This is a genomic window from Polynucleobacter ibericus (assembly GCF_018687955.1).
In the GTDB taxonomy this organism is placed as follows: Bacteria; Pseudomonadota; Gammaproteobacteria; order Burkholderiales; family Burkholderiaceae; genus Polynucleobacter; species Polynucleobacter ibericus.
On the sequence record NZ_CP061309.1, the window covers coordinates 981,582 to 993,617 of the forward strand.

The following is a 12,036-nucleotide window of genomic DNA, read 5'->3' on the forward strand; positions in this document are numbered from 1 at the left end:
TCCTTGGCACGCCTAATTAGCGGTCAATCTCCCCGAACACAATATCTTGGGTACCAATGATGGTTACCGCATCAGCCAACATGTGGCCACGTGACATTTCATCCATCGCTGACAGATGTACAAATCCTGGCGCACGAATTTTCATGCGATATGGTTTGTTGGCACCATCAGAAATTAAGTAAATACCGAACTCGCCTTTAGGATGCTCAACCGCTGAATAAGCCTCGCCATCAGGAACGTGGATGCCTTCAGTAAATAATTTGAAATGGTGAATCAACTCTTCCATATTGGTTTTCATATCCACACGCTTCGGCGGAGAAACCTTATGGTTATCGCTCATGACAGGGCCTGGATTTGCTTTTAACCAAGCTACGCACTGTTTGATGATGCGATTTGATTGACGCATTTCTTCCATGCGCACTAAATAACGATCATAAGAATCGCCATTGACGCCAACCGGAATATCAAAATCCAAGCGGTCATAAACTTCATATGGTTGTTTCTTACGCAAATCCCACTCAATACCTGAACCGCGTAACATTGGGCCAGTGAAACCGAGCTGCAAAGCGCGCTCTGGTGTCACGATACCGATATTGACTAAGCGCTGCTTCCAAATACGGTTATCAGTTAAGAGATTGCAGTATTCATCTACATTGGCATCAAAACCATTAGTGAACTGCTCAATGAAATCAAGCAAGGTACCGCTGCGATTTTCATTCAAACGTTTGATGGCAGACGCACTACGAATCTTATTCTTGCTGTACTGTGCCATTTGATCAGGCAGATCGCGATACACACCGCCTGGACGATAGTATGCAGCGTGCATACGAGCACCAGATACCGCTTCGTACATATCAAAAATATCTTCACGATCGCGGAAAGCGTACAAGAACACAGCCATGGCACCAACGTCTAGGCCATGACAACCAATCCAGAGCAAGTGATTCAATAAACGGGTTAACTCGTCATACATCACGCGGATGTACTGAGCGCGCAACGGAACATCGACTTGCAGCAACTTTTCAATTGCCATCACGTAAGCGTGTTCATTGGACATCATCGATACATAGTCCAAGCGATCCATATATGGAACGTTTTGAATCCAAGTACGTGTCTCTGCTAATTTTTCTGTAGCGCGATGCAATAAGCCGATATGCGGATCAGCACGCTGAATTACCTCACCATCAAGCTCGAGCACTAAACGTAATACGCCGTGCGCTGCAGGATGCTGGGGACCGAAATTGAGGGTGTAGTTCTTAATTTGTGCCATGACTTAAACCGGACCTCCGTACTGCTCTTCACGAACAATGCGTGGAGTAATTTCTCGAGCCTCAATCGTGACTGGCTGATAGACAACGCGCTTTAACTCTGGGTCATAACGCATTTCTACGTTGCCGCTGATTGGGAAATCTTTTCTGAATGGATGGCCAATAAAGCCGTAGTCCGTCAGAATACGGCGCAGATCATCGTGACCATCAAACAAGATACCGTAGAGGTCAAAAGCCTCACGCTCAAACCAATTAGCAGAACTCCAAACTGGAGTAATAGAAGCAACTAAAGGATAGCTATCATCTGGAGCGAATACGCGAACACGCAAGCGCCAGTTATGCTCTAAGGACAATAAATGACTTACAACAGCAAAACGCTGGCCAGACCATGCGCCATCGCGGAAGTCTTGATAGTCAACGCCACATAAGTCGATCAATTGCTCAAAAGCAAGAGAAGGATCATCACGCAAGAGCATGGATGACTCAAAGTAAGTATCTGCATTCACAACAACAGTTACTTCGCCTAAGGCAATCTCAACAGACTGAATGCGCTTACCGAGAACTTTCTCAAGATTAGCGGCTAGTTGAACTAAACGATCAGACATTGATTAAGCCTTTCGCGCAATAGTGCTAGTGCGAGCGATCTTGGATTGCAACTGAATGATTCCATAGATCAATGCTTCCGCAGTTGGAGGGCATCCAGGCACATAAATGTCAACTGGCACAATGCGATCGCAACCGCGAACTACTGAATAAGAGTTATGGTAGTAACCACCGCCATTGGCACAAGAACCCATTGAAATTACCCAACGTGGTTCTGGCATTTGATCGTAAACCTTGCGCAGTGCTGGAGCCATCTTGTTACACAAGGTACCTGCAACAATCATCAAGTCTGATTGGCGTGGGGATGGGCGGAAAACTACACCGAAGCGATCTAGGTCATAACGAGAAGCGCCCGCATGCATCATCTCAACCGCACAACAAGCCAGACCAAAGGTCATTGGCCATAAAGAACCATTACGCGTCCAGTTAATTAACTGATCCGCAGTGGTGGTTACAAAACCTTCTTTAAGTACGCCTTCTAATGCCATATCTATCACTCCCAGTCGAGAGCGCCCTTTTTCCAGATATATACAAATCCCACAATGAATTCCAAGAGGAATATCACCATAGAGGCGTAGCCAAGCCATCCAATATCACGCAGAGCAACACCCCATGGAAATAGGAAAGCGGTCTCAAGGTCAAACAGAATGAAAAGGATTGCGACTAAGTAGTAACGCACGTCAAACTTCATGCGCGCATCTTCGAAAGCTTCAAAACCGCACTCATAAGGAGAGAGTTTTTCAGCGTCAGGCTTCGAAGGAGCCAAAATTTTTCCGAGGAACATGGGGACTAATCCCACCCCAATACCTACGAGGATAAAAAGTAGAACAGGAAAGTAATTAGCGAGATTCAAAATAGCCCTGATTCGTTTGTCCGGTAATTCCCAAAAGCAACAAATTATTAATTATTCCACTACATAAAGCATTGATTTAGAGCAAAAACCCTTATTAATACTTCTTATTTGGTGCCGACGGCGAGACTCGAACTCGCACAGCCTAAGCCACTACCCCCTCAAGATAGCGTGTCTACCAATTTCACCACGTCGGCATCTTGCAAAACCCATCAATTCTACTGCATTGCACAACATCACCACCCCATTTTTGAGGCAGCCAAATCCGTAAAAACCTACTTTTTTACTTAGGAACTGCTGGTTTACTTGGATCCTGTACAGGCGCTGCTGGAGCAGCAGGAGCAACCACTGGGGCTACCGTACCAGAGAGAACACCAGGACTAACTTCCTTTTTATTGCCTAACCAGGTAATACCTAAGGTACTAATAAAGAAAACGGCCGCAAAAATGGCTGTTGTGTGAGACAGGAAGTTGGCTGAACCACTAGCACCAAAGAGGCTACCTGAAGAACCAGAGCCAAAGGCTGCGCCCATATCAGCGCCCTTACCCTGCTGCAAGAGAACCAAGAGGATTACAGCTAATGCTGAAATTACCTGCAATACGATCAATAAAGTCTTAAACCATTCCACAGCTTATCTCCAAATAAAAAATCTATGCCTGACAAATAGCCAGAAACTCTTGGGGATTCAATGATGCACCCCCAACCAATCCGCCATCAATATCAGGCATGGCAAACAACTCAACGGCATTGTCAGGCTTGACACTGCCACCATACAAAATTCCAACATGCGAGGCTACATCCTCGTTAAATTCTGCTAACTGTAGTCGAATTGCACGATGCATATCCTGCGCAACTTGGGCGCTAGCAACCTTACCAGTTCCAATAGCCCATACAGGCTCATAGGCAATTAAGCAGTCAGCTAGACGGTCTTGTAGAACGCCTACCTGCTTGGCAACCTGCGAGCAAACAATTTCTTCCGCCCTGCCTGAATTTCTCTCATCAGCAGTTTCGCCAACACAAATAACCGGTGTCATACCGTTATCAAGCACCTGAAGTGCTTTGGCAGCCACTAGCTCATCAACCTCTTGATGCATTTGGCGGCGCTCTGAGTGACCAACGATGACGTAAGTACAACCCACCTCTTTCAGCATCGAAGCTGCAACTTCGCCGGTATATGCACCAGAGCTATGAGCTGAAGTGTCTTGTGCACCCAGATTTAAAAACGCTAGTGAATGTTCTTTAATTAAATCTGCGCATTGCGTCAAATACGGGAAAGACGGACAAACAGCATATTTACGACCAGATGGCATCCCACTCTCCATGCCACGGGCAACGGTCTTGATCCAGTCTTGATTGCTAGCAAGACTGCCATTCATTTTCCAGTTGCCGATAACGATGAGTGGTCGCATAGGGGTAATGAATATTTCTAGACAGTTAAAACGATTTTGCCAACGTGCTCAGATGACTCCATCAAAGCATGAGCATCTGCTGCCTGATCTAGCGTAAATGTTTTGTATATGACAGGCTTTAACTTGCCAGCATTAAGTAAAGGCCAAACATTTTCAAAAAGCTGCTTAGTGATTTGCTTTTTGAATGAAACTGGACGTGGACGCAATGTTGAGCCGGTAATCGTTAGGCGACGACGAAGAATTTGATTTGTACTCACTTCCGCTTTTGATCCGCCCTGGATTGCAATAATCACAATACGGCCATCATCAGCTAAGCAATCAATTTCCTTTTGAACATAGGCGCCGGTCACCATATCAAGAATGACGTTAACGCCTTTGCCATCGGTAGCCTTCTTCACTTCTTCGACAAAATCTTGCGTTTTGTAATTAATCGCGAGATCGGCACCGAGCGCGACACATGCAGCGCATTTTTCATCTGTACCGGCGGTCACGAATACTTTATGACCTAAGGCTTTGGCAATTAATATTGCTGTAACGCCGATACCACTAGAACCACCTTGAACTAGTAATGTTTCGCCTTCAGCTAACAGGCCGCGCATGAAGACATTGCTCCATACGGTGTAAAAAGTTTCAGGCAAAGCAGCGGCTTCTTGGTCAGAAAAGCCCTTTGGATAAGGCAAGCATTGCGCTACTGGGGCAGTACATAATTCTGCGTAACCACCGCCCTGAACCAATGCGCAAACTTTATCGCCCACCTTTAGACCAAATACATTGTCTGCGTGCGCTAAATCACCACCGATAATTTCTCCAGCAACCTCTAAACCAGGAATATCAGATGCGCCCGCTGGTACTGGATAATGCCCCTTGCGTTGCAGAACGTCGGGACGATTAATGCCAGCAGCTAAAACCTTGATCAGAATTTCGCCGGTCCCAGCAGCGGGAGCCGCTGGATCAGGACGAGTTGCTGGCTCCAGCATTTCTGGGGCGCCAAATTCTTTGATCTCGATAACGCGCATAAGAGACTCCTACAGTCTTGTAGGCTTAAGCCTGTTCGTCTGTTGCCGGAACTTCTGCAGCAACAACTTCAGTAGCGCCTGCCAATGGAGCAATCGTGCCACCCTCATCAGCCATAGCAGCCTTCAGTGATAGACGTAGACGACCGCGCTCATCAGCAGCTAACAATTTCACGCGAACTACTTGGCCTTCTGCCAAATAGTCTTTCACTTCTTTCACGCGCTCATTAGAGATTTCAGAGATGTGTAAGAGACCGTCTTTACCAGGAAGAATATTGACCAAAGCACCGAACTCAAGCAACTTCACTACCGGACCTTCATAGATCTTACCTACTTCAGCTTCAGCAGTAATACCTTCAATACGTGCTTTTGCTTCAGCCATACCTTCAGCAGAAGTTGAAGCAATCGTTACAGTACCGTCATCTTTAATATCAATGCTGCAACCAGTTTCTTTAGTCAAGGCCTGAATAGTTGCGCCGCCCTTACCGATGACTTCACGAATCTTGTCTGGATGAATCTTGAAAGAAACCATACGTGGAGCATGCGCTGACAATTCTGTACGAACTGAACCCATTGCTTCTTGCATTTTGCTCAAGATATGCAGACGACCTTCTTTAGCCTGCGCCAAAGCTACTTGCATAATTTCTTTAGTAATGCCTTGAACTTTGATATCCATCTGCAAAGCAGTAATACCATTTGCTGTTCCAGCAACTTTAAAGTCCATGTCACCTAAGTGATCTTCGTCACCCAAAATGTCGGTCAATACAGCAAAACGATTGCCGTCGAGGATCAAGCCCATTGCAACACCAGCAACGTGCGCCTTAACTGGTACACCAGCATCCATCATTGCCAAACAGCCACCGCAAACCGAAGCCATTGAAGATGAACCATTGGATTCAGTAATTTCTGAAACCACACGAATGCTGTATGCAAAGTCTTCAGCACTTGGCAGTACTGGAATTAATGCGCGCTTAGCCAAACGACCATGACCAATTTCACGACGCTTTGGGCTACCTACACGACCAGTTTCGCCAGTGGCGAACGGAGGCATGTTGTAGTGGAACATGAAACGATCGCGATATTCGCCTTCGAGTGCATCGATGATTTGCTCATCACGCGCCGTACCTAAGGTAGCAACTACGAGAGCTTGAGTTTCACCACGAGTAAACAATGCAGAACCATGGGTACGTGGCAATACGCCGTTACGAATTTCAATTGGACGAACAGTACGTGTGTCACGACCATCAATACGTGGCTCACCATTCAAAATCTGGCTACGAACAATCTTCGCTTCGATTTCGAACATGATGTCGCTAACAGCAACAGCATCTACATCGCCTTCTTCAGACAACTTCGCCATGACTTCTTTAGAGATTTCTTTGAGCTTGTCTGAACGAGCACCTTTTTGACGAATCTGATAAGCCTCACGCAATGGCGCTTCAGCCAATGCAGTTACCTTAGCGATAAATGGCTCATCTTTAGGAGCAGCAGTCCAGTCCCACTCTGGCTTACCAGCTTCGCGAACTAAATCATTAATTGCGTTAATGGCAGTTTGCATTTGGTCATGACCATATACAACAGCACCTAACATCACTTCTTCAGATAATTGATTGGCTTCAGACTCAACCATCAATACAGCAGCTTGAGTACCAGCAACGATTAAATCGAGTTCGCTAGTAGCTTGCTCTGTACGAGTTGGGTTCAAGAGGTATTGACCGTTAGCGTAGCCAACACGTGCAGCGCCTACTGGGCCAGCAAATGGGATGCCTGAAATAGCCAAAGCTGCAGATGCAGCAATCAAAGCAGGAATATCAGAGGGAACATCCGGGTTAATCGACAGCACATGAACTACAACCTGAACTTCATTTAAGAAGCCTTCTGGGAACAAAGGACGTAATGGACGATCGATCAAACGGGAGATCAATGTCTCGCCTTCTGAAGGGCGACCTTCACGACGGAAGAATCCACCAGGAATCTTGCCAGCGGCATAAGTTTTTTCTAAATAATCAACAGTCAATGGGAAAAAGGATTGGCCTGGCTTTGCAGACTTAGAAGCAACAACCGTACCCATTACTACTGTGTCATCGATGTTAACGATAACGGCACCACCAGATTGGCGAGCGATCTCGCCTGTTTCCATAGTTACCTGATGATTACCCCATTGAAAACTTTTTACTGCTTTTTTAAACATAGTCATTCTGATCTTCTCCAAATTGTTCACGCAATACTCACATGAGTGTTGCGCTTGTCGTGGGATAAAGCAGTGTCACGACAACACTGGAGCGATTTAAGATCACAAGGGATGCCATTCCAGGGAGACTCTGATGTAACTTTCAGAAACTCATTGGAATGACACAATCCCCTACACAAATAATCTTGAAGCGCCCAAAAAACATGCCATCTGCTTAAGACTGATTCCGTTAAGAAACAACCCTAAGATAGATGGCATTGCATACCGATAAGAATTACTTACGGAGACCTAATTTCTCAATCAATGCGCGATAGCGATCCAAATCTTTGCCTTTGAGGTAATCCAAGAGGCGACGGCGACGTGAAACCATCTTCAACAAACCGCGACGGCTGTGATGATCTTTAGCGTTAGCCTTGAAATGGGGGGTTAATTCATTGATGCGGGCTGTAAGCAATGAAACCTGAACTTCAGGACTGCCCGTATCGTTTGCGCTGCGCGCGTTATCTTTGACGATTTCCGCCGTTTTAATATCAGCAACTGCCATTTTTAATACTCCTTACTTGCGAACACCTGAGCTTTCACCCAAATCGTGTCGTGCGTGTTTAACAAATTACAACAAAAAAGCTTTACAAATCAAAGCCATCGAATTGTAGCAGAGCTAGACCCTTTTTACTGCATCTAAGCTAGCAAGTTGATATGCTGTATTATCAGAATTTACTTGTTTAAGTCAATAAACCCTTTAAAATCAATAACTTATATAATATGTCCCCATTCTACCGCCCATTTATCGCCCTGCTATGCCTCGGATTTGGCCTTTTGCAACCCGCTCATGCCCAATTTGGCTCCTTATTTGGCACAGATAAAACGGTTGCTGAACAGCGTCAGGAAATCTTGAATAAGAATCAGGCAACCCTCAAGCAACTGTATGAAGTCCAGCCAAAGGCTAAGGAACTCATCGAAAAATCAGCTGGCTACGCAACCTTTAGCAACTTTGGCATGAAAATCCTCATTGCTGGCGGTGGAACTGGTAGCGGTGTGGTGATCGATAAAGCAACCAAAAAACCTGTTTTTATGAATATGGCTGAAGTTCAGGCTGGTCTTGGCCTTGGCATCAAATCATTTCAGAATATTTTTGTTTTTGAAACCACCTCAGCCATGAACGACTTTATCAACTCAGGCTGGACATTTGGTGGACAGGTAACGGCTGCTGCTAAGTATGAGAAAGACGGGGGTGCCTATCAAGATGCTGTAGTAGTCGCACCAGGCGTTTGGATGTACCAACTCACAGACTCCGGCATTGCCGCTGAAATTACCGGCAAAGGCACAAAGTATTACAAGAACACAGATTTGAATAAGTAAGATCAAGACTCTTTGCGCAAGACCCCTGCTTAAGGAGTCATTTGCGCATTGAGCTTAGCTTGGCTCGGGTCATGTAATTTATTGAGTGCAGATAAATAGGCTTTTGCAGAAGCGGCAATAATGTCTGGATCAGTGCCAACACCATTCACAATACGGCCCCCTTTAGCCAGGCGCACAGTAACCTCACCCTGAGATTGCGTACCAGATGTAATCGCATTAACGGAATACAACAACTGCTCCGCACCACTCTTAGCAATTTCCTCAATGGCATTTAAGCTTGCATCTACTGGGCCATTGCCTTCCGCTTCTGAGCTAATCTCTTTATCGCCCATGCGGAATGTCACGCGTGATTTAGGACGCTCACCAGTTTCTGAATGCTGACTTAAGGCAATGAATTTATAGTGCTCACCTTCTTCAGCCGCTGCGGAATCCGACATGATGGCAATAATATCTTCGTCAAAGATTTCTGATTTTTGATCAGCCAAAGTCTTGAATCGTGTAAACGCTTCATTCAAATCAGCTTCGGCCTCAACGGTGATGCCCAATTCTTGCAAGCGTTGTTTGAAGGCATTACGACCGGATAATTTACCCAACACAATTTTATTGGCAGACCAACCCACATCTTCTGCACGCATGATTTCATAGGTATCACGGTTCTTCAAAATGCCATCTTGATGAATGCCTGAGGTGTGTGCAAAGGCATTAGCACCAACCACTGCTTTATTTGGCTGCACGACAAAACCTGTGATTTGGGAAACCAATTTAGATGCAGGCACGATTTGCGTGGCATCAATGCCGCACACCATATCAAAATAATCTTTTCGTGTGCGCAATGACATCACAATCTCTTCCAATGCAGTATTACCCGCCCGCTCTCCTAAGCCGTTAATGGTGCACTCAATTTGACGCGCCCCACCAATTTTTACTCCAGCCAAGGAATTTGCAACAGCCATTCCTAAATCGTTATGGCAATGTACTGACCATACCGCCTTATCGGAGTTAGGAACGCGGGTACGTAAGGTCTTGATGAACTCGCCATACAACTCAGGGGTCGCATAGCCTACGGTATCTGGAATATTGATCGTTGTGGCACCCTCATTAATCACTGCTTCAACGACTCTACACAAGAAATCCATTTCGGAGCGATAGCCATCCTCAGCAGAAAACTCAATATCAGCTGCTAAGTTACGCGCAAATCGAATAGAGCGTTTTGCTTGTTCTAATACCTCTTCAGGAGACATCCGCAACTTCACAGCCATATGCAATGGGCTTGTTGCCAAGAAGGCATGAATCCGTTTTGCATTGGCTGCCTGCAATGCGTCTGCAGCACGAGTAATGTCTTTGTCGTTTGCTCTAGCTAAAGAACACACTATAGAATCTTTAACGGCAGCCGCTACAGCGGAGATTGCCTGAAAGTCTCCTTCGGAGCTAGCAGCAAAACCTGCTTCGATCACATCAACCTTAAGACGCTCTAATTGACGCGCAATCCGTACCTTTTCGTCTTTAGTCATGGAGGCGCCAGGTGACTGTTCGCCATCGCGTAAGGTGGTATCAAAAATGATTACTTTGTCGCTCATTACTACTCTCCGGTTTTAAATACTTTGTAACGTATTGATTAATTCAATCTTTTAAAACAAAAACCCCAGCTATTAGCTGGGGCTGGTATGTGGTGGCTAATGAAGTCTATCTATCTCATTAACTCAGGCCTTACCCGCCCCAAGCTTTAGGCTTAGTGCTAGCAGAAGGAGACCGGTTAAAGGTGAGAAATTCATCAACATGGATTAAATATACTCCAAAAATAGCGAATTAGCTAAAACGCTTACCGCTAAGTCTTTCCCAGGCCCAAATAACATAACCAGAGATTGAATACACAACGAATAAACCAAAAAGCGTTAGAGGTGGGTTAGATGAGATCAAAACAAAGGTCAGAATCATCAATACCATTACGCCAAAAGGCACGCGATAACGGACGTCTAAGGCTTTGCCGCTGTAAAAACGGGCATTAGAAACCATGGTTAAACCTGCGTAAACCGCGATAAAGAAAGTAACCCAAGGTATCGCTGTGTCACGCACCGGAATCTTATTGTCATCTGCCAACCAGATAAATCCAGCCATTAGTGCGCCAGCTGCAGGGCTCGGTAAGCCCTGAAAAAACTTCTTATCAACCACACCAGTATTGACGTTAAAGCGGGCAAGACGCAAAGCGGCACCCGCACAGTATGTGAACGCTGCTAACCAGCCCCACTTACCTAAATCTTTTAATGCCCACTCATAAGCAACTAAGGCAGGCGCAACACCAAAGGACACCATATCTGCGAGAGAATCATATTGCTCGCCAAAAGCACTTTGGGTATTCGTCATACGGGCAACGCGACCATCCATGCCATCAAGAACGAGAGAAGCAAAAATCGCAATTGCCGCCATCTCGAATTGATGATTCATCGCATTAACAATGGCAAAAAAGCCACAGAACAATGCTGCGGTAGTAAATGCATTGGGTAGCAAGTAAATGCCTTTGCCACGTGGGCGAGGCTTTTCATGCAATTCTTCTACTTCGTAATCAAGGTCATCACCCAAGTCTTCTGCCCATTGATTATCGGCAGATGAGCTATGTCTATGAGAAAGGCGGCTACGGTCTATGCGACCACGACGGCGAAATGAAGTCAAAGAGTATCCCGGTGAGTAATACTTCGAATCAATCTAAGCCTGGCAAACGTGCCAAAGCTGTATTTGTTGCAAATACTTTATCACCAACACTAACCAAAGGTTCAGCAGTCAGTGGTAAATAAACATCAACCCTAGATCCAAAGCGGATAAAACCATAACGCTCGCCTGCCTTAAGACGATCCCCAACATGGATGTAGCAAAGAATACGGCGAGCAATCAGGCCGGCAACCTGCACCAAAGTAACTATCTGACCATTGGCATCGATCACAACTGCATTGCGCTCGTTCTCAGTAGATGCCTTATCCAAATCCGCATTAACAAACTTGCCAGGGAAATACTGAATCTCTTTAACCAAGCCATTGACTGCGCTTCGATTGGAGTGCACGTTAAATACGTTCATGAACACGCTAATTTTGAGTGCCTCACGACCAGCATAGGGATCATTGGTCTTTTCAACTACAACAATACGTCCGTCAGCTGGCGATAAAACCAAATCGCGACCCATTGCCGGAATGCGCTGTGGGTCACGGAAAAACTGCAGAACAAAGATAAAAATGATCCAAAGAGGCCATGACCAAACGATGCCACCAAAATAGTGGACAACTAAAGTCACCGCCCCCACTAACGCTAAATACGGCCAGCCTTCTTTCGCAATAATGGGGTGTGGATACATCAT

13 protein-coding genes and 1 tRNA gene are annotated in these 12,036 nt (G+C 45.7%); 1 reads left to right on the forward strand and 13 read right to left on the reverse strand.

Annotated elements, in window-relative coordinates; genetic code table 11:
- Window positions 1–16 precede the first annotated feature (16 nt).
- The 10 genes from AOC20_RS05110 to rpsO all read right to left on the reverse strand — a co-directional run bounded on the left by AOC20_RS05110 (window position 17) and on the right by rpsO (window position 7,878).
- The gene (locus tag AOC20_RS05110; RefSeq protein ID WP_215358984.1) at window positions 17–1,270 is read right to left on the reverse strand and encodes an NADH-quinone oxidoreductase subunit D; all 1,254 of its coding nucleotides are present in this window, start codon (window positions 1,268–1,270) and stop codon (window positions 17–19) included.
- A 3-nt stretch (window positions 1,271–1,273) separates the two neighbouring features.
- Complete coding sequence (locus AOC20_RS05115; RefSeq protein ID WP_215358986.1) at window positions 1,274–1,873, reverse strand: NADH-quinone oxidoreductase subunit C; 600 nt, start codon at window positions 1,871–1,873, stop codon at window positions 1,274–1,276.
- A gap of 3 nt (window positions 1,874–1,876) precedes the next feature.
- Entirely contained in the window at window positions 1,877–2,359 is a 483-nt protein-coding gene (locus AOC20_RS05120; RefSeq protein ID WP_011902891.1) for a NuoB/complex I 20 kDa subunit family protein, read from the reverse strand.
- Between the two features lie 5 nt (window positions 2,360–2,364).
- On the reverse strand, window positions 2,365–2,724 hold the full coding sequence (locus AOC20_RS05125; protein WP_215358987.1) for an NADH-quinone oxidoreductase subunit A: 360 nt from the start codon (window positions 2,722–2,724) through the stop codon (window positions 2,365–2,367).
- A gap of 109 nt (window positions 2,725–2,833) precedes the next feature.
- Window positions 2,834–2,918 (reverse strand) — tRNA-Leu (locus AOC20_RS05130).
- Window positions 2,919–3,004: 86 nt separating this feature from the next.
- Window positions 3,005–3,349, reverse strand: a complete 345-nt coding sequence (gene secG, locus AOC20_RS05135; protein ID WP_215358988.1) for a preprotein translocase subunit SecG — start codon at window positions 3,347–3,349, stop codon at window positions 3,005–3,007.
- Window positions 3,350–3,371: 22 nt separating this feature from the next.
- The gene (tpiA, locus tag AOC20_RS05140; RefSeq protein ID WP_215358989.1) at window positions 3,372–4,130 is read right to left on the reverse strand and encodes a triose-phosphate isomerase; all 759 of its coding nucleotides are present in this window, start codon (window positions 4,128–4,130) and stop codon (window positions 3,372–3,374) included.
- Window positions 4,131–4,147: 17 nt separating this feature from the next.
- Window positions 4,148–5,146 carry an NAD(P)H-quinone oxidoreductase gene (locus AOC20_RS05145; protein ID WP_215358990.1) on the reverse strand — a complete coding sequence of 333 codons (999 nt, stop codon included), beginning with the start codon at window positions 5,144–5,146 and terminating at the stop codon, window positions 4,148–4,150.
- Window positions 5,147–5,171: 25 nt separating this feature from the next.
- The gene (gene pnp / locus AOC20_RS05150) at window positions 5,172–7,340 is read right to left on the reverse strand and encodes a polyribonucleotide nucleotidyltransferase (RefSeq protein ID WP_215358991.1); all 2,169 of its coding nucleotides are present in this window, start codon (window positions 7,338–7,340) and stop codon (window positions 5,172–5,174) included.
- A gap of 268 nt (window positions 7,341–7,608) precedes the next feature.
- Complete coding sequence (rpsO, locus tag AOC20_RS05155) at window positions 7,609–7,878, reverse strand: 30S ribosomal protein S15 (RefSeq protein WP_011902897.1); 270 nt, start codon at window positions 7,876–7,878, stop codon at window positions 7,609–7,611.
- Between the two features lie 218 nt (window positions 7,879–8,096).
- Here rpsO and AOC20_RS05160 point away from each other — a divergent pair, with 218 nt between their 5' ends.
- Window positions 8,097–8,693: a lipid-binding SYLF domain-containing protein gene (locus tag AOC20_RS05160; RefSeq protein WP_215358992.1), complete on the forward strand. Its 597-nt coding sequence runs from the start codon at window positions 8,097–8,099 to the stop codon at window positions 8,691–8,693.
- A gap of 29 nt (window positions 8,694–8,722) precedes the next feature.
- Here the strand turns inward: AOC20_RS05160 and AOC20_RS05165 are convergent, their stop codons facing one another.
- The 3 genes from AOC20_RS05165 to AOC20_RS05175 all read right to left on the reverse strand — a co-directional run bounded on the left by AOC20_RS05165 (window position 8,723) and on the right by AOC20_RS05175 (window position 12,036).
- Window positions 8,723–10,270 carry a 2-isopropylmalate synthase gene (locus tag AOC20_RS05165; RefSeq protein WP_215358993.1) on the reverse strand — a complete coding sequence of 516 codons (1,548 nt, stop codon included), beginning with the start codon at window positions 10,268–10,270 and terminating at the stop codon, window positions 8,723–8,725.
- A gap of 229 nt (window positions 10,271–10,499) precedes the next feature.
- Window positions 10,500–11,360, reverse strand: coding sequence for a CDP-diacylglycerol--serine O-phosphatidyltransferase (pssA, locus tag AOC20_RS05170; protein WP_215358994.1), 861 nt, complete (start codon window positions 11,358–11,360; stop codon window positions 10,500–10,502).
- Window positions 11,361–11,388: 28 nt separating this feature from the next.
- Window positions 11,389–12,036: a phosphatidylserine decarboxylase gene (locus tag AOC20_RS05175; protein WP_215358995.1), complete on the reverse strand. Its 648-nt coding sequence runs from the start codon at window positions 12,034–12,036 to the stop codon at window positions 11,389–11,391.